This window comes from Chitinimonas koreensis, assembly GCF_014353015.1.
GTDB lineage: Bacteria > Pseudomonadota > Gammaproteobacteria > Burkholderiales > Chitinimonadaceae > Chitinimonas > Chitinimonas koreensis.
Genome location: NZ_CP060704.1, coordinates 2,761,941 through 2,787,327 on the forward strand (window position 1 = coordinate 2,761,941; position 25,387 = coordinate 2,787,327).

Sequence of the window (25,387 nt, forward strand, 5' to 3'; positions counted from 1 at the left end):
AGTCAGCCGGGAGCGCTCCTTGATCATCTATCAGGCCAACAAGCGCGAGTTCCTGCACCATGCGTTGCGCGAGGACATCGAGGACATCATCGCAGGCCACTACCGCTCCGCAACGGGGCACGGTGCCGGGTCCTCCGAAGTTCAGGCCTGGAAGCACTCCTTGCTGGAAATGGCCAAGGTACTGCAGGACGACGAAATTCCGGCCGACGCGGGCATCGCGATCGAATACCAGTTACCCCAGTCCGCCAAGCGCATCGACTTCCTGATCGCCGGAGAAGACGACGAGGCGCGCTCGAAGCTCATCATCGTGGAGCTGAAGCAGTGGTCTACATCGCGGCGCAGCGAGAAGGACGCCATCGTCTGGGCTCGACGCGGCGGTCGCTCCGGCGAACGGGAGGGGACGCATCCGTCCTACCAGGCCTGGTCCTACGCGGCCTACCTGCAGGACTTCAACAGCGCGCTCCAGGACGGCGCCGTGGCCGTGCAGCCGTGCGCATACCTTCACAACCATCCGCGCGACGGCGAAATCGACCATCCGCACTACCGGGAGCACATTGCCCGCGCACCGCTGTTCCTGGCCCGCGAACGGGCCAGACTGCAGGCTTTCATCCGCGAGCATGTGCGCCACGGCGACCGGCGCGGCGCGCTCTATGCCATCGAACACGGCCGGATCCGGCCAACGAAGATGCTGGCCGACAGCGTGGCCGGCATGCTGCGCGGCAAGACCGAATTCGTGATGATCGACGAACAGAAGGTCGTCTACGAAACCGTACTGGCCGTGGAGATGCAAGCCGAACGGCGCAAGCAGGTCGTCATCGTCCAGGGCGGCCCAGGGACCGGGAAGTCGGTACTGGCGGTGAACCTGCTGGCCGCGCTGCTGGCTCGCCATCGCAACGCCCGTTACGTATCGAAGAACGCCGCACCGCGGGCAGTCTACGAGGCCAAGCTCACCGGCACCTTCACGAAGACCCGGATCAGCAACCTGTTCAGCGGCTCCGGTGCCTTCGTCGACGCGGCACCCGATACCTACGACACCCTGATCGTCGATGAGGCTCACCGCCTCAACGAGAAGAGCGGCCTGTACCGCAACATGGGCGACAACCAGATCAGCGAGGTGATCCGCGCCGCACGCTGCACGGTGTTTTTCGTCGATGACGACCAGCGGGTCACGATTCACGACATCGGCCATGCGGAGGAATTGCGGCGCCATGCGGCCGCATGCGGTGCAGAAGTCACCGAACTCGAGCTGTCCTCGCAATTCCGCTGCAATGGCTCGGACGGCTACCTGGCCTGGCTGGACCACTCGCTCGATATCCGCGAGACGGCCAACCAGACTTTGGATACCCGAGAATACGACTTCAGGGTATTCGACGACCCGAAGCAGATGCATGCGCTGATCGAACTGAAGAACCAGGTCAACAACCGCTCGCGCGTCGTCGCCGGCTATTGCTGGAAATGGCTCAGTAAGAAGGATCCCCAGGCCTGGGACATCGAACTCCCGGGCTTTGACTATCGGCGCCGCTGGAACCTGGACAAAGATGGCAGCCTGTGGATCGTGACACCCGGTTCGGTCGAGCAGATCGGCTGCATCCACACCTGCCAAGGGCTGGAGCTGGACTACGTCGGCGTCATCATCGGGCCGGACCTTGCTTATCGCGATGGCCGAATCGTGAGCGATGCGACAAGACGGGCTCCGTCGGACCAGTCGGTCAAGGGGCTGAAGCGGCTGCTGGAATCCAGCCCCGAGGACGCTGGCAAACTGGCCGATTCGATCGTCAAGAACACCTACCGCACGCTCATGACGCGAGGCATGAAGGGATGCTACGTCTACTGCGCCGATCCCGCCCTGGCGGAATACCTGCGTTCTCGCCTGAGCAGCAGCAGGCCCGGCGGTGCGGATGCCGACGATGCCGCGACGGCCGTAGCCACCGCATGCAATGTCCTATCCTTGCGCAAGGTTTCGGAATCCGAGCGCGCGTCAGGTACGCCGGCCTTGCCCGTCGTGGATCTGCGATTCGCGGCGGGAGCCTTCTCGGACATGCAGGTACTGGAGGATGGTGCCGTCGACTGGGTTGTACCACCCGACTGGATCCGCCCCAGCCTGGCATGTTCGTCGCCCAGGTCGTCGGTGAATCAATGAACCGGCGAATTCCCAACCATGCGTGGTGCCTGTTCAGGGCAGCCCCTTCCGGGACACGGGAGGGCAAGGTCGTCGTGGTGCAGCACCGCGACATCGCCGATCCCGATACGGGAGGCCGCTACACCATCAAGGTCTACAGCAGCGAAAAACTGGCGACGGACGAAGGCAACTGGCGTCACCGGCGGATCATCTTGAAGCCGGACACCGATCATCCCGGCTATGGACCGATCGTCCTGGAGCTGGCGGACGACCAGGAGCACCTACACGTGGTCGCCGAGTTCTTGATGGTGATACCGCACGATGCCCGTGAATTCGAGGCCCTTCCCTCCCGGCAGACGCAGTGTCGTATCCGGGTTCATGCGGCTGTCCCCGGTAGCCGATGGCGTCGCCTACGCGATAAGGATCACCGGCCGGCACGTTAGCCCATCGCTTACGATGGCGAGACCATTTCGAGCGTTCTCCTAATCGGTCCAGCCTCGGCCGGACCGGGAGTACCGGTGCCTTCCTCGCTGGGATCGAGCCAGCCGAGTCAGTGGTGGAGCATTGTCGCAACGGCCCGGGCGCGATGTCCTTCGAAACGAAGGAAACGTTTCCTTCCATGCTATCGTTGCCGCTCATTGAAACGACCATGCGCCATATCGCAGCCGGAAGCCCTGACGGCGCCCGGCATATCGGCAGACCGAGCCGGACCATGGGCCCGGCTTCGGCAGGAATGGATGGGACATGTCCGACACGCAAGCAACCCTGATCGACGTCGCCAAGCGGGCCGGCGTATCGCTGGTCACCGCCTCGCGCGCGCTGAACGGTACCGGCGCCGTCGCGGAGAAAACGCTGGCCAAGGTCCAGACCGCCGCTGCCGAGCTGGGCTATTCGCCCAACCTGACTGCCCGCGTGCTCAAGGGCGGCCGCAGCAACGTGCTGGGGCTCACCGTCAGCTACCTGCAGTCGCCCTTCGTCGCCGAGGTCGTCAACGCGGTCAGCGAAACAGTGGAGCGGCTGGGGCTGGACCTCATCATCTACAACACCACCTCCCGCCTCGGCACTCCGGCGCGGGTGAACATCGGCCGCTTGCTCGGCGGCCTGTGCGACGGCCTCTTGCTGGTTTTGCCCGGCGCGGTCGACGGGGCGATCAAGCAGTTCGAGCAGGGCCGCCTGCCGGTCGTCCTGTTCAATTACTGGTTCGACGACACCAGCCTGCCCACCGTGCGCGGCGACAATTACCACGGCGCGCGCGCCGCGATACGGCACCTGGTCGAGCTCGGCCATCGCCGCATCGCCTTCATCGGCGGCAGTTCGTTTTCCGGCCAGAGCCAGCAACGGCAGCTCGGCTATAGCCACGCACTGGCGGATGCCGGCCTGCCGGTCGATCCCGGCCTGCAGATCGACGGGGACTTCACCCAGGTGTGCGGTTTCCAGGCGGTTCGCCAGTTGCTCGCCCTGGCCGAGCCGCCGAGCGCGATCTTCGCCGCCAACGACCAGATGGCCTTCGGCGCGATGGATGCGCTCAAGGCGCGCGGCCTGCGCATCCCGAGGACATCTCGGTGATCGGCTTCGACGACATCCCGGCCGCTTCCGCCGTCTATCCGCAGCTGACCACGGTCCGCCAGCCACTGCAGGAGATGACCGACGCCGCCATCCGGTTGCTGCAGGCCCGCATCGAAGGCCAGCCGATGGAAAGCCAGCGCCTCGAATTCCCGAGCACGCTGGTGATTCGCGCCTCGACCGGCCCGGCGCCCGGCTTTGCCGCTACGGCGCCGATGGCTAGCGGCTAGCGAACTCATGCCGGGCGACCCGGCCCGAACCGGCGGCAATCCACCGAGTACGACCAGGATCGCAAGCTTTCCAAATCTTTCATCAATGACTGATACCGGTAACTCTCCAGTCTCCTCAAGCCCTTACTCTGAGGTAAACCGAGTCGACGTCACAACATGGCCAGGCCCTCGACCGCAAGCCGCAATGCCGGCCGATGCAGGGCAATACGCCAACCGAATCCATCTGGAGCACTACGCATGACCCCACCTCGTTTCGACCTCGTCGGCATCGGCGAATGCATGGTCGAGCTCTATGCCGACCAACCCCTGGGCCTCACCCCGACGCTGCAGCGCGCCTATGGCGGCGATGTGCTCAACACGCTGGTGACGGCGGCCCGGCTCGGCGCACGTACCGGCTTCGTCAGCCGGGTCGGCGACGACCCGTTCGGCGCCGGCCTGCGCGCGGCCTGGCAGGCCGAGGGCGTCGACACTGCGCAGGCGCCGCTGGTCGCGGGCGAGAACGGCATCTATTTCATCTCGTTGCTGCCCGGCGGCGAACGTGAATTCACCTACCGCCGCGGCGGTTCGGCCGCGTCGCAATTGCTGCCCGAGCAGCTCGACGAAAGCTACCTGGCCTCCGCCGGCTGCCTCCTGCTGTCCGGCATCACCCAGGCGATCTCGCCGGGGGCGGAAGCCGCTACGCACGCCGCCGCCCGCATCGCGCGACGCCATGGCGTACGGGTCGCCTACGATCCGAACTACCGGCCCCGGTTGTGGGCCGGCCGTGGCGGCCTGCCGGCTGCCCGCGCCGCCTTCGATTCGCTGTTGCCGCTGGTGGACTGGCTGCTGCCCAGCCATCCGGCCGATGCCGCCTTGCTCGGACTGTCGGACGAAGACGCGGCAGCCGTCCTGCACGCCTTCGCCGACCGCGGGCCGCAGGTCGCGCTCAAGTGCGGCGCCGACGGCTGCCGGCTGGCGGTGAACGGTGTCGGCCACCGGGTCGCGGCCGACCCGGTGGACAGCGTGGTCGACAGCACCGGTGCAGGCGACGCCTGGAACGGCGGCTTCCTGTTCCACCTCGCCCGCGGCCTGGACCCGGTCGCCGCCGCGCGGCAGGCCAATCGGCTGGCGGCGGCCAAGCTCGCCCATCGGGGCGCGATCCCGCCGCGCGCGATGCCGGCCTGACCCCATTCGCGGCGCGGCGAGCCGTACATCCAAGCTACTGATTCGACTATATATTTCGCCAACCAATCGGCTGGCCGGCTCGATCTGCCTATTGAGCCGCCCTTCACCGTCACCGTCGTCCGATCGCTCGAGGTGGCAGGCGAACCTGCGCAGGATGTTGCGCCGAGCATGAAATCGATCGGGTCCCGCACAAATAGTGGTAACGTTTACACAATCGATGATAACGTTTCCACATTGAGTGTTACCCTTAACACTGGACGGCAAAGTCGGGCTTGGACGGAGTTCTCTCCCTCACTCAGGCGCGACTGTTCCGCCGGAATGCTCGCAGCGGACCACGAATGGAATCGGACAGATGAGAAGGATCCGGTCGGCACCCAGCATCGTGCGCCACGACTTCGATACCCGTGCCCCGGCGCCGGATGCCGTGCGCCCGTCCCGACCGCAGCGCAAAGGCCGGTACCGCCATGGCTGATACCCAAGTGACCATCTACGACGTCGCGGAAAAGCTCGGCATCTCGGCGATGACCGTCTCGCGCGCGCTGAACGGCACCGGCCGCGTGGCGGCCAAGACCCGCGAGCGGATACTGGCCGCCGTGGAGGAGCTCGGCTACCTGCCCAACCTGTCGGCCAAGGTGCTCAACGGCAGCCGCACCCATGTGCTGGGCCTGCTGGTCGGCAGCATCCTGTCGCAGTCGATGACCTCGATCATCAGCGCCATCGGCCAGGCGGTCAAAGCGACCGGGATGAACCTGGTCATCTACACCAACAGCCAGTTCGACGCCACCGACCGCGCGGGCGGCGACAACGTCATCCAGGTGCTCGGCGGCATCTGCGACGGCCTCCTGGTGTTCATGCCCGGCGCCAGCCCGCGCATGCTGGCCGACTTCGAGCGCGGCGGCCTGCCGGTGGTCCTGCTCAATTACTGGCACGACGAGACCGCGCTGCCGGTGGTGCGCGGCGACAACTACCACGGCTCCTTCGCCGCGGTGCGGCACCTGACCGGGCTCGGCCACCGCCGCATCGCCTTCATCGCCGGTTCGGCCTACACCGGCCAGAGCCGCGAGCGCCAGCGCGGCTACCTCGACGCGCTGCGCCAGGCCGGCATCGTGCCGCGGCCCGAATGGGTGGTCGACGGCGACTTCGCCCAGTCGGTCGGCTTCGAGGCGGCGACCCGCCTGCTGGCGCTGGCCGAGCCGCCCACCGCCATCTTCGCAGCCAACGACGAAATGGCCTTCGGCGCGATGGACGCGATCAAGGCGCACGGCCTGCGCATCCCGGCCGACATCTCGGTGGTCGGCTTCGACGACATCCCGTCGGCCGGCCACGTCCATCCCAAGCTGACCACGGTACGCCAGCCGCTGGTCGAGATCAGCGAGGCCGCGGTCGAGTTGCTGCAGCAGCGGATCGGCACCGAGCGGCAGATCGCCAGGCGGGTGGAATTCAACAGCGAGCTGGTGATCCGCGATTCCTGCGGCCCGGCGCCCGATGTGCGGCAGCGCGCGGACCGACAGGACTAGCCCGATGCGTGCGCCCGCCCTCCCCTTCCCGCTCCGCCGCTGAATCGATCATGTCCGCCACCGCGCTCGGCATCCACACCAATGATACCGGTAACTCGAAAGCCGGCCGGCGTCACCGCGCCAAGGCCGATACGCCCGGATCGAGCGTCCCGGCCAGGCCGATCGACACCTTGTGCAACCCGAACCGGGCGGTCCGACACGTCCGTCCGCCTGCAGCACACCCGCCACGCCCAGCCATCGCCGGTCTCTGTCCGGCCATCGCTGGAAACCTTTACAAAACACGCGGCCTGGCGGCCCGCCGGTAGCGCAACCGCCTACCCACTTCACGAGAGGACCCGCAACGATGACTTCGCCCGCCCCGTTCCCGCCACCCGATCTGGAATCCGCGCTGCGCCAGGCGCTGGAACAGGTCGCCGCGCTGCAGTTGCAGTTCCCGGCGCAGTTTCCCGGCGGCACCACCGAGGGCAACGTCTACTCGCCGCGCCGGCTCGACGGCCATGCCGAAGGCGCCAATACCGGCTGGACCACCGGCTTCTGGACCGGCCTGCTGTGGCAGGCCTACGTCTTCGACGGCAACCCGCGCTACCGCCGCAGCGCCGAGTCGCACCTGCCCGGCTATGCCGAGCGGCTCGAGCGGCGCATCAACATCGACCACCACGACATGGGCTTCCTCTACACGCCGTCCTGCGTGGCGGCCTGGCAGCTCACGGGCAACGCGGACGCGCGCCGCACCGCCCTGGCCGCCGCCGATTGCCTGCTGCGGCGCTACCTGCCCACCGCCGGCATCATCCAGGCCTGGGGCGATCTCGACGATCCGGCCCAGCGCGGCCGCATCATCATCGACTGCCTGATGAACCTGCCGCTGCTGCACTGGGCCAGCGCCACCAGCGACGACCCGCGCTACCGCGCCGCCGCGCTGAGCCACCTGGTCCACTCGCGCGACCACCTGGTGCGGCCGGACGCCTCGAGCTTCCACACCTTCCATTTCGACGTCGAGACCGGCGCACCGCTGCACGGCAGCACCGCCCAAGGCGCCGCCGACGATTCCTGCTGGGCCCGCGGCCAGGCTTGGGGCATCTACGGCTTCGCGCTCAATCACGGCCATGCGCCCGAGCTGGGACTGCTCGAGGTCGCCGCCCGCCAGGCCGACTACTTCCTCGCCCACCTGCCCGAGCACGGCATCGCCTACTGGGATCTCGCCTACGGCGACGGCAGCGGCGAACCGTGGGACAGCTCGGCCTCGGCCATCGCCGCCTGCGGCCTGCTCGAACTGGCCGGCCACCTGGCCGACGACCCGCGCGGCCGCCGCTACCGCGCCGCGGCGCTGCACATCCTGTCCTCGCTGGCCGCCCGCTGCGCCGGCCGCATTCCCGATTCCGACGCACTGCTGCTGCACGGCGTCTACAGCAAGCCGCACGGCAAGGGCGTCGACGAGGCCAGCCTGTGGGGCGACTACTTCTACCTCGAGGCGCTGGCCCGCGCGACGCGCGGCTGGCGCACCCATTGGCGGACCGATCCACCACCGGACGCGAGCTGACTCGCCGGCCCGCGTCCATGCAGCACCAGTTCCATTTGCCATACATAAAGGAGACGGCAATGTTTCAATGCAAGGAAGGTTCGATGAGCTACCGGCCCACCCCCGTGGCGCTGGCGGTCGCGCTGGCCATGCTGGGGGCGGCGGCGCCGGCCGTGGCGGCCGAGGGCACGACGGCCACGGCGGCGGCCGACCAGATCACCGTGACCGGCATCCGCGCATCCAAGCAGAAATCGTTGCTGAGGAAGCGCAATGCCGACACCGTGACCGAGGTGGCGACGGCCGAAGACATCGGCAAAATGCCCGACAAGAACGTCGCCGACACGCTGCAAAAGCTGCCCGGCGTCTCGACCATCACCGGATCGGGCGGCCAGGGCGGCTATGACGAGAACGACCGCGTCAGCCTGCGCGGCACCAGCCCCAGCCTGGCGCTGACCACGGTGAACGGCCATGGCGTGGCCACCGCCGACTGGGATCCGGCCGACCAGGTCGCCGGCGGCGCCGGCACTAGCACCTCGGGCGCGGCGCGCAGCGTCAGTTACCTGCTGTTCCCGTCCGAGATCGTCAGCCAGGTGGTGGTCCACAAGAGTCCACAGGCCGACCAGGCCGAAGGCGGCATCTCGGGTTCGGTCGACATCGTGACCCGCCGGCCGCTGGAGTTCCGCCAGCAGCTGACGCTCGACGCCAATCTGCAGGCGGTCTATTCGGACTTTGCCAAGAAAACCGACCCGCAGCTCAGCGCGCTGTTCAACTGGAAGAACGAGGCGAACTCCTTCGGCGTGATGGTCCAGGCCTTTAGCCAGCAGCGCCATATCCGTCGCGACAGCGAGGCCGAGATCAACTGGGCGCGCGTCGGCGCCAATACCGCGGCAGGCCAGGCCAATGGCGGCCAGCTGGCCAACAAGCTGTTCATCCACAGCGCGGTCGACACGCTGTTCCAGCAGGAACGCAAGCGCAGCGGCGGCATGATCGGGCTGCAAGCGCGGCCGACCGACGCGCTGTCGCTCAATTTCGATGCCTTCTACTCCAAACTCGACGCCAGCTATACCGCCAACCGCCTGGTGCTGCGGCCGAACAACTCCCTCAACGGCGGCGTGGTGCCGACCGATGTGACCGTCGAGGGCGACCTGATTACCGCCGCCACCTTCGCCAACAGCGGCAACGCGATGGGCGCGCAGCTGGAGACCCAGGCCAATCCCAAGGCCTCGTCGCAGACCAAGTATTTCAACGGCGAATTCAAGTACGACATCAGCGACAAGCTCGCCCTGGCGGGCCAGCTCGGCCGGACCGAGGCGACCGGCGAGAGCTACCTGTACTGGAACTACATCTTCCTGCCCAATGTAACCACCGCTTACAAGTTCAACGGCATGGACACGCCGGTGTCGTTCAGCCTGCCCAACGGCGTGAACGCCGCCAGCTTCTCGGCGCTGCCCGGCAATTCCGGCGCCGACAACAGCTTCAGCCTGCAGCGCAGCGAAGACAGCGAGACCTACGGCAAGCTCGATCTCGAGTACAAGCCCGGCAGCGGCTTGCTGGCAGCCCTCAAGGCCGGCATCCGGCAGACCGCGCATGAGCGCGAAGGCTCGCGGCCGATGAAGGGCTCCGCGCCGATCAACGCCGACCGCACCGGCAGCGTGACGCTGACCACCATCCCGGGCTGGAACGGCGCCACCTTCCCCGGCAACTTCGGTTCCAGCCTCGGCGGCGTCGGCTCGGCGGGCGCGAGCACGCCCTACATCTCGTCCGATGCCGTCGTCGCCTGGTCCGACGCCAACTTCAGCAACGACCCGGCCTACAACCTGCCGGTGGCCGGCGTGTTCAAGGTGAAGGAAGACACCTCGGCGGCCTATGCCATGGCCAAGTTCGCCAGCGACAACTGGCGCGGCGACTTCGGCCTGCGCTACGTCAAGACCGAGGTTTCGGTCCGGACCAACCGCGGCGTGCCCTGCGGCGTGCCGCAGAACGACCCGGCCAAGCCCAATTACAACCCGATCGCGTTCGGCAGCCAGGCACAGGTCGACCAGTGCGTCGCCGGCAACTTCGTGCCGGCCGGCGCGACGCTCTTCACCGGCTCGCGCTTCGGCAACTTCATCCAGTTCACCACCGAGTCGGACTACCAGGAATGGCTGCCCAGCGCCAACATCGCCTGGGACGCGACGCCGGACCTGGTGCTGCGCGCCGGCGCCGCCAAGGTGCTGTCGCGCCCCGACTACAGCGCGCTCGGCGCCACCGTCGGCCTGGGATACAACACCGCGCTCAATCCGCCGTCGACCGGTTCAGGCGGTAACCCGGAGCTCGGCCCCAACCTCGCCTACAACTACAACCTCGGTGCCGAGTGGTACTTCACCAAGCAGTCGCTGCTGTCGGCCCAGCTCTTCCTGCTCGACTTCAAGTCGCTGGTCAGTTCGGGCACCACGCTGCAGCGGCTGTTCAACCCGGCCGTACCGGCCAGCGCGGGAGGCCCGCAGGTGATGGACACCCTGGTGACCGCACCGGTGATGGTGACGGGCCGCTCGCAGGGCATCGAGCTCGGATACCAGCAGGAGCTCGGCTACGGCTTCGGCGTCCAGGCCAATTACGCCTACACCGACGCCGAGGAGACCAGCGGCCAGAACAACGGTCAGCCGATGCTGGGCTCGTCGCGCGACACCTATACCTTGGGCGGCTACTTCGAGAACGAGACCTTCAGCGCGCGGCTGACCTATTCGCATCGCAGCAAGATGCGGACGGGGCTCTACGGCGGCTCGCAGAACTACCTCGCACCGACCGGCACGCTATCGGCCGCGCTCAACTACACGGTGTCGCCGAACCTGACGCTGAGCTTCGAAGGCCTGAACCTCAACGATCCCAAACTGCGCTACTACAACGCGCCGACCGCAACGGTGCCGTTCGAGGCGACCACCGGCTTCTACAACAGCGGCCGCCAGTACTATCTGGGCCTTCGCTACAAGTATTGATGCACCCCGCCGCCTGCGGCCGCCCAAGCACGGCGGCCGCAGGCGTAACTGCGTCGCCGACGCCACGAAGCCCCCCGGTATCCCATGCCTACGACAATCCGACCCGTATTCCGGTTCAGGCGCCTCGCGCTGCTGCCGCTCGCCCTAGCACTGGCGCTGCCGACCACCCCGGTCCTGGCGACGGAGGCCGGCCCTCCCCGCCCCGCGCTGGCCGATCCGCTCAACCGCGACGCCGACTACCGCTGGTTCCAGCACGACCGCCTGGGCCTGTTCGTCCACTTCGGCCTGTATTCGAACGCCGGCCGGCACGAGTGGGTGATGAGCAAGGAAAAGCTGTCGTCCGAGGCCTACCGCAAGTATTTCGAGACCTTCGACCCCGACCTGTTCGACGCCCGCGCCTGGGCTCGCGCGGCCAAGGCCGCAGGCATGAAGTACGTGGTGCTGACCACCAAGCACCACGAGGGTTTCGCACTGTGGGATTCCGATCTCACCGACTACAAGATCACCAACACCCCGTTCAAGCGCGATCTGGTGCGCGAATACGTCGAGGCGGCGAGGGCCGAGGGCCTCAAGGTCGGCTTCTACTACTCGCTGATCGACTGGCATCACCCCGACTTCCCGGTCGACGGCTTCCACCCGCAGCGCGATGACGCAGCGGCCAGGCAAGCGCCGCGCGACATGAAGAGATACGCCGACTACCTGCACGGCCAGGTGCGCGAGCTGCTCACCCGCTACGGCAAGATCGACTACCTGTGGTTCGACTTCTCCTATCCCGACCGGCACCGCGAGTGGGGCTGGGCAAGGGCAAGGGCCGTGACGACTGGCAGAGCGAGAAGCTGGTCGAGCTGGTTCGCAAGCTGCAGCCCGGCATCATCCTCAACAACCGGCTCGACCTGCCCGGCGGCGTGCAAACGCCCGAGCAGTTCCAACCCAGGGCCGGCGCCGCGGCCGATACCAGGCTGGTCGAGGAATGCACCACGCTCAACGGATCCTGGGGCTACGACCGCGACAACCTGGCCTGGAAATCGTCCGAGGCGGTGGTGAACCTGCTGGTCGACGCGGTCAGCAAGGGCAACAACCTGCTGCTCAACGTCGGCCCGACCGGCCGCGGCGAATTCGAGCCGCGCGCCCGCGAGCGCCTGGCCGCGCTCGGCGAATGGACCCGGCTCAACGGCCGCAGCATCTACGGCGCCGGCCCCAGCGCCTTCGCCGCGCCCTACGGCGCGCGCTACACCCAGCGCGGCGACCGGCTCTACCTGCACCTGCAGCGCTACCCGATCGGCGCGATCGAGCTCGACGGCCTGGCCGGCAAGGTGCGGTATGCGCAATTCCTGCACGACGGTTCGGAAATCCAGTTCGAGGAGCCGGAAAAGAAGGACTGGCACAGCTACGTCCATGCCGGCGTGAGCGAAGGCGCGATCCGGCTGAAGCTGCCGGCGGTGAAGCCGGAAGTGCCGGCGCCGGTGGTGGAGCTGTTCCTGAAGCAGCCCTGATCGGGTCCGGCAGCGGCCCGGCCGGGCCGGTCTCGATCCATGCATCGAACGCGCTTCGCCGGTTGGCGGGGATGCGGCACGACCGTTCCAGCGGAACCTGGAATCGACCTGTCGCGATACCGGCCCAGACCGGTACGGACGGATCTCGACCCTGACCAAGAATGGAGACGACATCATGCATCTGCCACCGATACCGCCCTGGCGCGCCCTGCTGGCCGCCTGGCTCACCCTGCTGGCGCTGCTCGGCACCGCCGCCCAGGCCGACGAATACGACACGCTGCGCAACAAATGGATCACGGTACAGACCGGCGGGCCGGGCATCGACACCGCCAACCCCGACATCGCCGCCGCGATCGTGCGCATCACCGCCACCGCGCAGACCGCCTGGAACAACCTGCACAAGGAAGCCGGCCGCACGCGGCTGTGGGACGACGTGGGCGTCACCGACAACGGCAGCGACGCCGCCGCCAACTACGCCAGGCTGCGCAGCATGGCGATCGCCTACGCCACCACCGGCTCGTCGCTGCAGGGCGACCCGGCGCTGGCGGCGGACATCGTGGCCGCGCTCGACTGGATGCACGCCAACCTCTACAACACCGGCACCGTCATCACCAGCTGGGCCGACCTGGAATTCGCCGCCTCGCAGGCCTCGATGACCACGGCGCTGCTGGTCTACGACCAGTTGAACGCGACCCAGGTCGCCAACTACACCGCGGCGGTCGACCGCTTCGTGCCCGACTGCTCCAACTGGATCAGCAAGTACAACACGGTGAGCGTCGCCACCGGCGGCAACCTGGTCGACCTGTGCCTGGCGGTGGCGCTGCGCGGCATCCTCGGCAAGAACGGCGGCAAGATCGCCGCTGCGGCCAGCAAGATCAGCCCGGTGTTCCTCTACGTCGCCAGCGGCGACGGCTTCTACCTGGACGGCTCGTTCATCCAGCATTCCACCCATGCCTACATGGGCGGCTACGGCACCGCGGTCATCGGCGGGCTGTCGAGCCTGTTCATCCTGCTGAACGGCTCCAGCTGGGCCATCACCGACCCGAATGCCGGCAACGTGTGGAACTGGATGTCGAAAGCCATCGTGCCACTGGTGTTCAACGGCGCCATGACCGATGCGGTCAAGGGTCGCGGCGTCTCGCGCTGCGGTCCCGGCGACCACGGCACCGGGCGGGCCTTCGCGCAGTACCTGCTGCGCTTCGCCAACGGCGCGCCGGCCGCGCAGGCCGCCTATCTCAAGGGCGTCGCCAAGGCCTGGGCCAGCCAGGACACGAGCTGGAACGGCTACGTCGATAGCTGCAGCAGCCCCGGCACGAGCTACACCAACTACTACTCGGGGTTGCCGCCCTACGACATCGCCAATTTCACGGCGGTGATGAACGACGCGTCGATCGTCGCGGCATCGCCGCTCAACGGCAATTTCAACTTCGCCGGCATGCAGCGGGTGACGCATTTCGCACCCGGCTTCGGCATCGCGCTGAGCACCTTCTCCAAGAAGATCTCCGCCTTCGAGTGCGGCAGCTCCGAGAACTGGAAAGGCTGGTACACCGGCCTGGGCATGACCTACTTCTATACCGCCGACCAGGCGCAGTTCAACGGCAACTTCTGGCCCACGGTGAACCTCACCCGCCTGCCCGGCGTCACCACCGACGGCTCGACCAAGGTGCCGGCCTGCAACTACGAGAACGTGCTCAATACCTACGACTGGGTCGGCAATTCCGCGGTCGACGGCCTGCACGGCAGCGCCGGCATGCAGTTCACGCTCGCGCCGGTCACCGGCAGCACGCTGGCGGGCAAGAAGTCGTGGTTCTTCTTCGGCGACAAGATGGTGGCGCTCGGTTCCGGCATCGCCAGCAGCAGCGCCGGCGCGGTGGAAACCGTGGTCGACAACCGCAAGCTGCTCGCTGCCGGCAACAACGTCCTGACCGTGAACGGCGCCAGCCAGCCGGCCACGCTGGGCTGGTCCGCCACGCTGCCGGGCGTGTCCTGGGCCCACCTGGACGGCAACGTCGCCGGCGCCGGCATCGGCTACTACTTCCCCGGCACCGCCAGCCTGTATGCCCTGCGCGAAAGCCGCAGCGGCAAATGGAGCGACATCAATACCAACAGCGGGCCGACCACCACCTACGGCAACAACTTCCTCAGCCTGGCGGTCCCGCACGGCAACGCGCCGAGCAACGGCAGCTATGCCTACGTGGTGCTGCCGAACCGGACCGCCGCGACGACGGCGGCCTTCGCCGCGGCGCCGACCATCCAGGTGCTGGAGAACTCGCAGGAAGCCCACGCTGCCCGCGACATCGCGCTCAACGTCACCGGCGTCAACTTCTGGAACGACGCCGGCAAGACGGTGATGGACGGCGCATTGCCCTACCTCGCCAGCAACCGCAAGGCCTCGGTGACGCTGCGCGAGAGCGGCGGCCAGCTGAGCATCGGCGTGTCCGATCCGACCCAGGCCAATACCGGCTCGATCACGCTCGAGATCGGCCGCCGCGCCGCCAGCCTGATCTCCGCCGACGCCGGCGTCACGGTCAACCAGCTGTCTCCCACCCTCCGCCTCACCGTCAACGTCAACGGCTCGGCCGGCAAGACCTTCAACGTCAAGTTCGGCGGCGTGTCGCTCTACGCGCCCAAGGCGGTCGGCGCGGCGGCCGACGCCTATGTGCGCGGCGGCAGCTACGCGGCGACCGCGTTCGGTTTCAACGGCTACACGGTGGTCACCCATTCGTCCAGCGCCGACTGGATTCGCCAGGGCCTGTACCGCTTCGATCTGCCGGCCACGCCGGCCGGCGCCAGCATCGCCAGCGTCCAGATCCGGCTGACGGCGGACGGGGTGCCCACCACCGCGCCGCAGAACCGCGCCTTCCTGCTGGCCGGCAACGGCTGGGCCGAGGGCTCGGTCACCTGGAACAGCAAGCCGGCGCTGGCCTCGGCCACCCCGCTGGCCAGCTGGGCGACCCCGACGGCGGTCGGCACGCCGGTGACCTTCGACGTCACGGCGGCCGCCGTCAACGCCATGGCCGGCGACAAGAAGCTGTCGATCCTGCTCGATTCGCTCGACAGCTCGGGCACCTGGGTGTCCTACTCCACCCGCGAGAACGCCAATCCGGTCTACCGGCCGGTTCTGATCGTGAACTACAACTGAGCGGCGCGGCCGGCACCGGTTCGCGGTGCCGGCCGCCAGATCACCGGAGCCGCGCGCGATGACGACTCGACCGGCCGGCAGCGGCGATCGCGCCGCCGCCTCCGAAGTCCGCCGCGGCATCCTTGCGGCCGCAACCCCTTTCCCATCCTTGCCATGAAACTTTCGCGCCGTAACCTGCTGGGCCTGGCCGCCACCACCCTGGCCGTCCCGCGCCTGCCGGCCCTGGCCGCCGGTCCCATCCCGCTCGCGCCGCCGCGCCCCCACGGCGCCGTGCCGAGCGCGCGCCAGCTGCGCTGGCATGCGCTGGAGCGCTACGCCTTCGTGCACTTCAGCATCAACACTTTCACCGACCGCGAATGGGGCTACGGCGACGAATCGCCGGCGCTGTTCGATCCGAGCGACTTCGACGCCGACCAGATCGTCGCCAGCGCCCGCGCCGCCGGCCTGCGCGGGCTGATCCTGACCGCCAAGCATCACGACGGCTTCTGCCTGTGGCCCAGCGCCCATACCGCGCACAGCGTGCGCCGCAGTCCCTGGCGCGGCGGCCGGGGCGACATGGTGCGCGAGGTGTCGGACGCCTGCCGCCGCCAGGATCTCGCCTTCGGCGTCTACCTGTCGCCGTGGGACCGCAACCACGCCGAATACGGCCGACCGGCCTACCTCGCGTATTTCCGTGCCCAGCTGCGCGAGCTGCTGACGAACTACGGGCCGCTCTTCGAGATCTGGTTCGACGGCGCCAACGGCGGCGACGGCTACTACGGCGGCGCGCGCGAGACGCGGCAGATCGACGCGCCGCGCTACTACGACTGGCCCGCCACCTGGCAGCTCGTGCGCGAGTTGCAGCCCGACGCCGCGATCTGGGGCCAGCGCGGCTCCGACCTGCGCTGGGTCGGCAACGAGGACGGCCATGCCGGCGACCCATGCTGGGCCGCCATGGACAGCGGCGCCTTCAGCATCGAAAAGAACCACGGCGGCGTGCGCGGCGGCGAGGTCTGGCGGCCGGCCGAGGTCGACGTCTCGATCCGGCCCGGCTGGTTCTGGCACGCCCGCGAGGACGACCAGGTCAAGACCGTCGGTCGGCTGATGCGCATCGAATTCGAATCGGTCGGCCGCGGCGCCGGCCTGCTGCTGAACCTCGCGCCCGACCGGCGCGGCCGCATTCCCGAGCGCGATGCCCAGGTGCTGCGCGAGTGGGGCGAGGCGCATGCCGCCACCTTCGGCCGCGACCTGGCCCGCGGCGCCCGCGCGCGGGCCAGCCAGGTGCGCGGCAACGCGGCGGCCTACGGCGCCGGCCGGGTACTCGACGGCCGCGGCGACACCTACTGGAGCTGCGACGATGCGGTGCGCGAGGCCGAGCTGATGCTGACGCTGCCCCGCCCCGCCACTTTCGACGTGATCCGCCTGCGCGAATACCTGCCGCTGGGCCAGCGCGTCACCACCTTCGCGCTGGACGTCGAGGAACGCGGCGGCTGGCGCGAGATCGCGCGCCACCAGGCGATCGGCAGCCAGCGGCTGGTGCGGCTGGCCGCGCCGGTCACCACTCGCCGGGTACGGCTGCGCATCGTCGAGGCCGAGGCCTGCCCGGCAATCAGCGAGTTCGCGCTGTTCCGCCAGCCGGAACTGCTCGAGCCGCCGACCATCGCGCGCAACGCCGCCGGCCAGGTCTCGCTCGCCAGCGAGTGGCCGGGCGCCGCCATCCACTACAGCCTCGACGGCAGCACGCCCGGCGCCGGCTCGCCGCGCTACGCGGCGCCGTTCGCGCTGCCCGACGGCGGCACGGTCAAGGCGGTCTGCCTGCGGCGGACCAAGGCCAGCGCCGTCGCCAGCCGCAGCTTCGACCTGGCCAAGGCCGGCTGGCGCATCGCCGCCGCCAGCGCACCCGGCGCCGAGGCGCTGCTCGACGAGGATCCGGCCACGCTCTGGCGCTGCCCGGCCGGCGGCGAACTGACGCTCGACCTCGGCGCCGAGCACGCGCTGACGGGCTTCACCCTGCTGCCGGCGGCCCACCTGCCGGCCGGCCACGGCGCGCCGCTGGCCTATGCCTGCCACGCCCGCCGCGACGATGGCGACTGGCAGCCCGCGGCGCAGGGCGAGTTCGCCAATATCGAGGCCAATGCCGCGGTGCAGACCATCCGCTTCGACGCGGCCCGGCCGGCCCGCTACCTGCGCCTGGCGCTGACGCGCGCCGGCGGCGGCCAGGAGCGGATCGCCTGCGCCGAGCTCGGCGTGCTGACGCGCTGAACCGCAATCAAGGCGGCCGGCCGGCGACGGCCGGCTGCACCCACCCGAGAACACGATGGAGACGACCATGACCCCAGCCGATCGCCCCGCCCACCGCCTCAAGCGCCTGCTGGCGCTGGCACCGCTGTGCCTGGCGCTCGCCCAGGCCCTGCCGGCCGCCTCGGCCCAGGCGGCGGCCGCACCCAACCGCCCGCCGCTGGCCGACCCGCTCAACCGCAACGCCGACTACCAGTGGTTCCTCGACGACCGCTTCGGCATGTTCATCCACTTCGGCCTCTACTCGAACGGCGCCCGCCACGAGTGGATGAAGCACCGCGAAAAGCTCGGCAACGAGCAGTACCAGAAGTATTTCGACACCTTCGATCCGGACCTCTTCGACGCGCGCGCCTGGGCCCGCGCCGCCAAGGCCGCCGGCATGAAGTACGTGGTGCTGACCGCCAAGCACCACGAGGGCTTCGCGCTGTGGGATTCCAAGCTCACCGACTACAAGATCACCAACACCCCGTTCAGGCGCGACCTGATCCGCGAGTACGTCGACGCCTTGCGCGCCGAGGGGCTGAAGGTCGGCTTCTACTACTCGCTGATCGACTGGCACCACCCGGACTACCCGATCGACATCATGCATCCCTTGCGCGACGACGAAGCCGCCAGGAAGGCCAACGGCCAGCGCGACATCCGCAAATACGCGGCCTACCTGCACGGCCAGGTGCGCGAGCTGCTGTCCAACTACGGCAAGATCGACTACCTGTGGTTCGACTTCTCCTTCCCCAAGCGCGACGGCGACTGGGACAACGGCCGCGGCAAGGGCCGCGACGACTGGCAGAGCGAGAAGCTGGTCGAGCTGGTGCACAAGCTGCAACCCGGCATCATCCTCAACAACCGGCTCGACATCCCCGGCGGCGTCGACACGCCCGAGCAGTACCAGCCCAAGTTCGGCGGCATTCCCGGCGAGCTCAAGCTGGTCGAGGAATGCACCACCTTCAGCGGCTCCTGGGGCTATTACCGCGACGAGGCCAGCTGGAAGTCGAACGAGCAGGTGGTGCGGCTGCTGGTCGATGCGGTCAGCAAGGGCCACAACCTGCTGCTCAACGTCGGCCCCAATGCGCGCGGCGAATTCGACGCGCGCGCCAAGGAGCGGCTGGCCGCGCTCGGCGAATGGACCCGGCTCAACGGCCGCTCGATCTACGGCGCCGGCCCGAGCGCCTACGCCGCGCCCGACGGCGCCCGCTACACCCAGCGCGGCGACCGGCTCTACCTGCACCTGGAGAACTACCCGATCGGCTCGATCGAGCTCGACGGCCTGGCCGGCAAGGTGCGCTACGCCCAGTTCCTGCACGACGGCTCCGAGATCCAGTTCAAGGAAGCGGAGAAGCAGGTCGAGGGCAACAACCTGACCAGCAATCTCGCCGAGGGCTCGATCCGGCTGACGCTGCCGCAGGTGAAGCCCGCCGTGGCGGTGCCGGTGGTCGAGCTCTGGCTGAAATAGGCCGGTTCCGCGCAGCGAGCGGCAGGCGCGGCGGCAGCGGTCCGCCGCCACAACCGCGTTCTTGATGGGGAATGCATAGCAGCCTTCATCTGGACCGACCGCGTGTGGGCCTGGCCCAAGGAGCTCGACTAGCCGGTCGAGGTCGGCGCGGCCAGGCCGGCTCGCCGCTCGAGACCGCGCGCGACCTGATCGCCCTGCGCCTCGCCCACCCAGCGCGATGCGATCCCCGTCCCCAGCGCTGCCGTACCGATGCGCCGGACAGCGCGGCCGCGGCAGCGCGCCGAACCGAATCGGCGTTACAGTCTCGCCTGTGGTAACGATAGCGATTCGTCGACGGAACCGATGAGGTAACGATAGCGCACCGCCCGCCGGCTCGATCCATCCACCCTGTCCTTTCCCCAAACCCGAACTCCACCCGAGACCTTTGCCATGTCCACCTTCACCGTCGTCGGCAACGACTTCCACCTCGACGGCCGGCCGCACCGCCTGCTGTCCGGTGCCCTGCACTACTTCCGCGTGCTGCCCGAGCAGTGGGAAGACCGCCTGCTCAAGCTGCGCGCGCTCGGCCTCAACTGCGTCGAGACCTACGTCGCCTGGAACCTGCACGAACCGCGCCCCGGCGAGTTCGACTTCTCCGGCGGCCTGGACCTGGTCGCCTTCGTGCGGCTGGCCGAATCGCTCGGCCTGCACGTCATCGTGCGGCCCGGCCCCTATATCTGCGCCGAGTGGGAGTTCGGCGGCCTGCCGGCCTGGCTGCTGGCCGACCCGGACATGGCGCTGCGCTGCAGCTACCGGCCCTACCTCGACGCGGTCGAGCGCTTCTTCGATGCGCTGCTGCCGCTGCTGCTGCCGCTGCAGGTGCAGCACGGCGGGCCGATCCTGGCCATGCAGGTCGAAAACGAATACGGCAGCTACGGCAGCGACAAGGCCTACCTGGTCTGGCTCGAGCAGGCGCTGCGCGAGCGCGGCGTCGAGACCCTGCTGTTCACTTCGGACGGCGCGCTCGACTTCATGCTGACCCACGGCAGCGTGCCGCACGTGCTCAAGACCGCCAACTTCGGCTCGCGCGCCGCCGGCGAATTCGCCAAGCTGCGCGAATACCAGCCGGCCGGCCCGCTGATGTGCATGGAATTCTGGTGCGGCTGGTTCGACCACTGGGGCGAGCAGCAGCACCTGCGCGGCGCGGCGGACGCCGCCCAGGCGCTCGACGAGGTGCTGGCGGCCGGCGCCTCGGTCAATGTCTTCATGTTCCATGGCGGCACCAGCTTCGGCTTCATGAACGGCGCCAACACCGACCTCGAGACCGGCGCCTACCAGCCGACCGTGGGCAGCTACGACTACGATGCGCCGCTGTCCGAGGACGGCCTGCCGACCGCCAAGTACCACGCCTTCCGCGAAGTGATCGGCAAGTACGTCGAGCTGCCGCCGCTGCGACTGCCGCCGCCGGTGCCGCGCTTCGAGACCGGCACCCTGGTGCTGCCCGAATCGCAGCCGCTGTTCGCTTCGCTGTCCCGGTTATCGATACCGCAGTCGACGCCGGTGCCGCGCAGCATGGAAAGCCTGGGCCAGAACTACGGCTTCGTGCTCTACCGCACCCAGCTCAACCACCCGGCCGGCCCGACCACGCTGCACCTGGAGCAGCTGCACGACCGCGCCCAGGTCTTCGTCGACGGCGTCGAGATCGGCACGCTCGAGCGCGACCAGCCGCTGTCGCTCGCGCTGACGCTGCCGTCCCGCCCGGTGACGCTCGACATCCTGGTCGAGAACCTGGGTCGGGTGAACTACGGACCCAAGCTGCACGACCGCAAGGGCATCCTCGGCCAGGTCCGGCTCGGCACCCATACCCTGCTGCACCACTGGCAGAGCTACCCGCTGCCGCTCGACGACCTGTCGCGGCTCGCCTTCATCCAGACCACCGCCGCGCCGAGCGGGCCGACCTTCTACCGCGGCCGCTTCGAGGTCGAGCGGCCCGGCGACGCCTTCCTCTCGCTGCCCAGCGGGCACAAGGGCGTGGCCTGGCTCAACGGTTTCAACCTCGGCCGCTACTGGGAACGCGGGCCGCAGACCGCGCTCTACGTGCCGGCGCCGCTGCTCAAGCCCGGCCTCAACGAACTGACGGTGCTCGAACTGCATCCGCGCGGCGAGTGCCAGGTGCGCTTCAGCGCGCAGCGCCCCAAGGCGAAATGAGCCAGGCCGCGGCGGTCGACCGGCTGAGTCCGGCCCGGTGCGCCGGCCAGCTGGCCTTCGTGCTCGGGATGGCGTCCTTCCTGCAGCGCGACGACCGCCGCTTCAAGCGCTGCATGGCGGCGGAATGGCTGGCCTAGGTGGTCCACTTCGCGCAGCCGGGCGTGCCGACCGCGGCGGCCCGCCCGCTGGCGCGGTGGTTGGCGCGCGGCTGGATCGTCAAGCCGCTCCTCACACCGCACACCGCATCCCAGCTCACTTGACCGCTCCCGCCGTAATCCCCGAATCAGCTGCCGCGAAGCGAACACATAAAGCAGCAGCACCGGCAGCACCGCCAGCGAGAGCGCGGCCAGCACCGCGTTCCAGTCGGTGGTGTACTGGCCGATGAACTGCTGCACGCCGAGCGTGACGGTCTGAGTCGCCTCGCCCGGCGCCAGGATCAGCGGGAACCACAGGTCGTTCCAGATCGGCACCATGGTGAACACCACCACGGTAGCCACGGCAGGCCGGATCAGCGGCAGCACGATCTGGAAGAAGATGCGGAATTCGCCGGCGCCATCGCAGCGGGCGGCGTCCTTGAGTTCCTGCGGGATCTGCCGGATGAACTCGCCGAGGATCAGGATCGCCAGCGGCAGGCCCTGCGCCACGTAGACCAGCACCAGGATGGTCAGGGTGTTGACCAGGTCCAGCTTCACCGCCAGCTCGAGGATGGACACCGTGCCGAGCCGGATCGGCACCATGATGCCGAAGGCGAGGTAGAGCGCCAGCCAGCGGTTGCCGCGGAAGCGGTACTCGGCCAGCGCCCAGGCCGCCATCGCGCCGAACAGCAGGATCAGCGCCAGCGAGGCCAGCGTGACCGTCAGACTGTTGCCGAAGAAATGCAGGAAGGGCGACTTGTCGAGCACCTTGTGGAAGCCGATCAGCGAGAAGGTCTCGCCGGTCGGCAAGGCCAGCGGATCGTCGAAGATCGCGTCGCGGCGCTTGAAGGCGTTGATCAGGATCAGGCCGAGCGGGAACAGCGCGAGCAGCGTGTAGCCGGCCAGGATCAGGTGGGTGAAGGCGGCGGCGCCGAAGCGGCCGATCGGTTTGCTCATGGCCGGTTCTCCGGATCGATGGGGTATGCGCGCGCCATGCCGATCCGCAGGAGCGGCGTCAGCCGCGAATGGTCGTGGCACACCCGACGATTCGCGGCTGAAGCCGCTCCTACAAAGGCATTCCTGCCCGCCGGCTTGTTCGAGTTCATGGACCGCCTCCTAGAACGCATGCCGCTGCAGGCGGCGCTGGACGGCGAAGGTGTAGACGCCGACGCCGGCCAGGATCACCAGGAACATCGCGGTCGCCACCGCCGCGCCCATGGTCGGGCTGCCGACCTGGCTCTGGTAGCCGAAGAAGGTGCGGTAGAAATAGGTGCCGAGCAGGTCGGTGCTGAAGTTCGGCCCGGCGATCGCGCCCTTGACCGAATACACCAGGTCGAAGGCGTTGAAGTTGCCGACGAAGGTCAGGATGGTGACCAGGCCCAGCGTGGGCAGGATCAGCGGCAGCTTGATGGTCCAGAAGATGCGCCAGGCCGAGGCGCCCTCCATCGTCGCGGCTTCGACGATGTCCTCGGGAATCGCGATCAGCGCGGCATAGATCAGCATCAGCGGGATGCCGACGAACTGCCAGACCGAGATCAGCGCCAGCGTGAGCAGCGCGGTCTCCTCCTGCCCCAGCCACGGCGCGAACTGCTCGGCCAGGCCCACCCGGCCCAGCAGCGACTCGGCCACGCCCCACAGCGGCGACAGGATCAGCTGCCAGGTGAAGCCGACGATCACCACCGACAGCAGGGTCGGCAGGAACAGCGCGGTCCGGTAGGCCGCCCCGCCTTCACGCCCTTGAGCGACAGCAGTGCGGCCAGCATCAGGCCGATCGGGTTCTGCACGCACAGGTGGATCAGGAAGAACTTCAGGTTGTTGGCCATCGCGTTCCAGAAGCCGTCGGACCACTGCGGGTCGGTCAGCAGCTTCAGGTAGTTGGCGAGGCCGGCCCACGATTGCTGGCCGCTGTCGGAGGTGGCGTAGAAGCCCTGCCGCAGCGTATCGAGCAGCGGATAGGCGCTGAAGGCGGTGTAGATCAGGCAGGCCGGCGCCAGGAAGACGACCAGGTGCCAGGTGGTGTGGCGTTTCATGCGCAACTCCTGTGGAAAGCGCCGGGCCCACGGGCCGGCCAGGCGGGTCGAGCATCGTCCCCGTAGGTCGGGCTTTATGCCCGACTGCGATCCCGGCCGAGGATGCCGTCGGGCTAAAGCCCAATCTACGCCGCGGTATCGGCAGCCAAATCCGTAGGAGCGGCTTCAGCCGCGAACAGTGCGAAGCCTCCACCCTTCGCGGCTGAAGCCGCTCCTACGCGGGTCATCGCCGGCTCAAGGCTTGGCCGGCTTGTACCATTTCGCGAAGCCGGCCTGGATGCGCGCCGCCGCATCCTTCGGCGCCAGCTTGCCGTTGATGACCTGGGCGTTGACGTTCCACAGCTCGTTTTCCATGTTCGGCTCGCCGCGATTGAGGATCTGCGCATTGAGACGGATGGTGGAGGCGCAGCGCTTGCGCCAGTCGAGCATCTGCTTGGCCAGCGGGTCCTGCACGGTGATCGGGTGGTTCGACAGCGAGAAGAAACCGGTGACCTTGTTGGTGTACAGGTCGGCGAATTCGGCCGAACCGAGCCACTGGATGAAGGCGTAAGCGTCGGCCTTGTTCTTCGACTTGCTGTTCACGCCCATGCCGATGTCGGTGTGGTCGGAGATGTAGCACTTGTCGCCGGCGCGCGGCACCGGCGGCGGGAACGCGCCGATGTCGAAGGTGGCGTTCTGGCGGTAGTAGGCGATGTCCCAGGAACCGGCCGGCACCATGGCGGCGCGGCCCGACGAGAACAGGATCTGGCTGTCGCCGTAGGTCTGCGCCTGGTAGCCGCGGGCCAGGTAGGGCGCGAGCCGGCTTGCGAAATCGAAGGCGGCGACGAATTGCGGATCGGTGAAGCGCGCCGTGCCGGCGATCAGCGCGCGGCGGCCCTCCTCGCCCTTCCAGTACGGTGCGCCGAGGCCGGTGAACACGATCTGGCTGGTTTCCCACTGGTCGGCGGTGCCGAGCGCGACCGGCGTCTTGCCGGCCTTCTTCACCGCCTCGGCCACCTTGAAGAATTCTTCGGCGGTGGCCGGCGCCTGCAGGCCGAGCTGCTGGAACAGCTTGCGGTTGTAGAACACGCCGTGGATCACCGAGGCCATCGGCAGGCCGAACACCGTCTTGCCGTCGTCGGTCTGCCAGGCCACCTTGGCCGAGGCCGGGAAGTTCTCCAGGCCCGGCTTGCCGTTCAGGCTGTCGAGCTGGCCCTTCTTGTAGAGGTCGAGCGACTTGTCGAACGGACGCAGCGTGATCAGGTCGCCGGCGGTGCCGCCGGTCAGCCGCGCGGTCAGCGAGGAGTCGTATTCGGTCGGCGCGGTCGGCGCGAACTTGACCTTGATATCGGGATGGCGCTTGTTGAAGGCCGGGATCAGCACTTCCTCCCACAGCGTCTTGTCGTCGACGCGCCACGATTCGATGGTCAGGTTGCCGGCCTGGGCCAGGCCGCAGGCCAGCAGCGCGGCGACGAGGGTGGCACGGATCGGATGTCTGATTTGCATGGGTCGGTTCCTCGCTCCTGGGATTGATAGTTCTTGTTCCGGTGGCATCGCCGCCCTGCCCACCCATGATCGACAAGTCCAGTTCAAGCCGGGAAGGCAGGCCAT

The 25,387-nt window shown here is 68.3% G+C and carries 16 protein-coding genes and 2 pseudogenes; 13 read left to right on the top strand and 5 right to left on the bottom strand.

The annotated features are described in order from the left end of the window. Positions 1-19: 19 nt before the first annotated feature. The 13 genes and pseudogenes from H9L41_RS11555 to H9L41_RS11610 all read left to right on the top strand — a co-directional run bounded on the left by H9L41_RS11555 (position 20) and on the right by H9L41_RS11610 (position 21,633). Complete coding sequence (locus H9L41_RS11555) at positions 20-2,140, top strand: DUF2075 domain-containing protein (RefSeq protein WP_265584013.1); 2,121 nt, start codon at positions 20-22, stop codon at positions 2,138-2,140. Further along, on the top strand, positions 2,107-2,562 hold the full coding sequence (locus H9L41_RS24680; RefSeq protein ID WP_265584014.1) for a S24/S26 family peptidase: 456 nt from the start codon (positions 2,107-2,109) through the stop codon (positions 2,560-2,562). The genes H9L41_RS11555 and H9L41_RS24680 overlap by 34 nt, the downstream gene beginning before the upstream one ends. A 301-nt stretch (positions 2,563-2,863) precedes the next feature. Then, positions 2,864-3,912, top strand: a pseudogene (locus H9L41_RS11560) (LacI family DNA-binding transcriptional regulator). 237 nt (positions 3,913-4,149) lie between these two features. Continuing rightward, positions 4,150-5,076 (top strand): sugar kinase, encoded by a 927-nt coding sequence (locus H9L41_RS11570; RefSeq protein WP_028447139.1) that lies wholly within the window; start codon positions 4,150-4,152, stop codon positions 5,074-5,076. Between the two features lie 464 nt (positions 5,077-5,540). Next, on the top strand, positions 5,541-6,593 hold the full coding sequence (locus H9L41_RS11575; RefSeq protein ID WP_034607645.1) for a LacI family DNA-binding transcriptional regulator: 1,053 nt from the start codon (positions 5,541-5,543) through the stop codon (positions 6,591-6,593). Between the two features lie 343 nt (positions 6,594-6,936). Further along, entirely contained in the window at positions 6,937-8,130 is a 1,194-nt protein-coding gene (locus tag H9L41_RS11580; protein ID WP_028447138.1) for a glycoside hydrolase family 88 protein, read from the top strand. Between the two features lie 83 nt (positions 8,131-8,213). Continuing rightward, a complete protein-coding gene (locus H9L41_RS11585) occupies positions 8,214-11,084 on the top strand; it encodes a TonB-dependent receptor (protein ID WP_028447137.1) in 2,871 nt (956 codons plus the stop codon). Positions 11,085-11,168: 84 nt separating this feature from the next. Then, positions 11,169-11,804: pseudogene (locus tag H9L41_RS24685) on the top strand (alpha-L-fucosidase); the annotation flags it as partial. Between the two features lie 68 nt (positions 11,805-11,872). Beyond that, a complete protein-coding gene (locus H9L41_RS24690; protein WP_265584015.1) occupies positions 11,873-12,577 on the top strand; it encodes an alpha-L-fucosidase in 705 nt (234 codons plus the stop codon). A 175-nt stretch (positions 12,578-12,752) separates the two neighbouring features. After that, on the top strand, positions 12,753-15,719 hold the full coding sequence (locus H9L41_RS11595) for a polysaccharide lyase family 8 super-sandwich domain-containing protein (protein ID WP_051319224.1): 2,967 nt from the start codon (positions 12,753-12,755) through the stop codon (positions 15,717-15,719). A 153-nt stretch (positions 15,720-15,872) separates the two neighbouring features. Beyond that, positions 15,873-17,960, top strand: coding sequence for an alpha-L-fucosidase (locus H9L41_RS11600; protein WP_028447136.1), 2,088 nt, complete (start codon positions 15,873-15,875; stop codon positions 17,958-17,960). A gap of 67 nt (positions 17,961-18,027) precedes the next feature. Next, positions 18,028-19,446, top strand: coding sequence for an alpha-L-fucosidase (locus tag H9L41_RS11605; protein ID WP_084300494.1), 1,419 nt, complete (start codon positions 18,028-18,030; stop codon positions 19,444-19,446). A gap of 429 nt (positions 19,447-19,875) precedes the next feature. Continuing rightward, positions 19,876-21,633, top strand: a complete 1,758-nt coding sequence (locus tag H9L41_RS11610; RefSeq protein WP_028447134.1) for a glycoside hydrolase family 35 protein — start codon at positions 19,876-19,878, stop codon at positions 21,631-21,633. On the opposite strand, the gene H9L41_RS11615 is transcribed toward H9L41_RS11610, so the two are convergent. The 5 genes from H9L41_RS11615 to H9L41_RS11630 form a co-directional block, all read right to left on the bottom strand. Further along, on the bottom strand, positions 21,519-22,724 hold the full coding sequence (locus tag H9L41_RS11615) for a carbohydrate ABC transporter permease (protein WP_187523851.1): 1,206 nt from the start codon (positions 22,722-22,724) through the stop codon (positions 21,519-21,521). The genes H9L41_RS11610 and H9L41_RS11615 overlap by 115 nt on opposite strands. Then, entirely contained in the window at positions 22,721-22,873 is a 153-nt protein-coding gene (locus H9L41_RS11620; RefSeq protein ID WP_157462054.1) for a hypothetical protein, read from the bottom strand. Before H9L41_RS11620 ends, H9L41_RS11615 begins: the two co-directional genes overlap by 4 nt. A gap of 10 nt (positions 22,874-22,883) precedes the next feature. Beyond that, complete coding sequence (locus tag H9L41_RS24695; RefSeq protein ID WP_265584016.1) at positions 22,884-23,447, bottom strand: carbohydrate ABC transporter permease; 564 nt, start codon at positions 23,445-23,447, stop codon at positions 22,884-22,886. Next, the gene (locus H9L41_RS24700) at positions 23,441-23,797 is read right to left on the bottom strand and encodes a carbohydrate ABC transporter permease (protein ID WP_265584017.1); all 357 of its coding nucleotides are present in this window, start codon (positions 23,795-23,797) and stop codon (positions 23,441-23,443) included. Before H9L41_RS24700 ends, H9L41_RS24695 begins: the two co-directional genes overlap by 7 nt. Positions 23,798-24,031: 234 nt before the next feature. Further along, positions 24,032-25,282 carry an ABC transporter substrate-binding protein gene (locus H9L41_RS11630; protein WP_028447131.1) on the bottom strand — a complete coding sequence of 417 codons (1,251 nt, stop codon included), beginning with the start codon at positions 25,280-25,282 and terminating at the stop codon, positions 24,032-24,034. Between the last annotated feature and the right edge of the window lie 105 nt (positions 25,283-25,387).

What these genes read in the sequence shown, in the direction of transcription:
- H9L41_RS24680 (WP_265584014.1), top strand. Translation starts at nt 2,107, where the DNA reads ATGTTCGTCGCCCAGGTCGTCGGTGAATCAATGAACCGGCGAATTCCC.
- H9L41_RS11580 (WP_028447138.1), top strand. Translation starts at nt 6,937, where the DNA reads ATGACTTCGCCCGCCCCGTTCCCGCCACCCGATCTGGAATCCGCGCTG.
- H9L41_RS11585 (WP_028447137.1), top strand. Translation starts at nt 8,214, where the DNA reads ATGAGCTACCGGCCCACCCCCGTGGCGCTGGCGGTCGCGCTGGCCATG.
- H9L41_RS11610 (WP_028447134.1), top strand. Translation starts at nt 19,876, where the DNA reads ATGTCCACCTTCACCGTCGTCGGCAACGACTTCCACCTCGACGGCCGG.
- H9L41_RS11570 (WP_028447139.1), top strand. Translation starts at nt 4,150, where the DNA reads ATGACCCCACCTCGTTTCGACCTCGTCGGCATCGGCGAATGCATGGTC.
- H9L41_RS11620 (WP_157462054.1), bottom strand. Translation starts at nt 22,873, where the DNA reads ATGAACTCGAACAAGCCGGCGGGCAGGAATGCCTTTGTAGGAGCGGCT.
- H9L41_RS24700 (WP_265584017.1), bottom strand. Translation starts at nt 23,797, where the DNA reads ATGAAACGCCACACCACCTGGCACCTGGTCGTCTTCCTGGCGCCGGCC.
- H9L41_RS11575 (WP_034607645.1), top strand. Translation starts at nt 5,541, where the DNA reads ATGGCTGATACCCAAGTGACCATCTACGACGTCGCGGAAAAGCTCGGC.
- H9L41_RS11605 (WP_084300494.1), top strand. Translation starts at nt 18,028, where the DNA reads ATGACCCCAGCCGATCGCCCCGCCCACCGCCTCAAGCGCCTGCTGGCG.
- H9L41_RS11600 (WP_028447136.1), top strand. Translation starts at nt 15,873, where the DNA reads ATGAAACTTTCGCGCCGTAACCTGCTGGGCCTGGCCGCCACCACCCTG.
- H9L41_RS11630 (WP_028447131.1), bottom strand. Translation starts at nt 25,282, where the DNA reads ATGCAAATCAGACATCCGATCCGTGCCACCCTCGTCGCCGCGCTGCTG.
- H9L41_RS11615 (WP_187523851.1), bottom strand. Translation starts at nt 22,724, where the DNA reads ATGAGCAAACCGATCGGCCGCTTCGGCGCCGCCGCCTTCACCCACCTG.
- H9L41_RS11595 (WP_051319224.1), top strand. Translation starts at nt 12,753, where the DNA reads ATGCATCTGCCACCGATACCGCCCTGGCGCGCCCTGCTGGCCGCCTGG.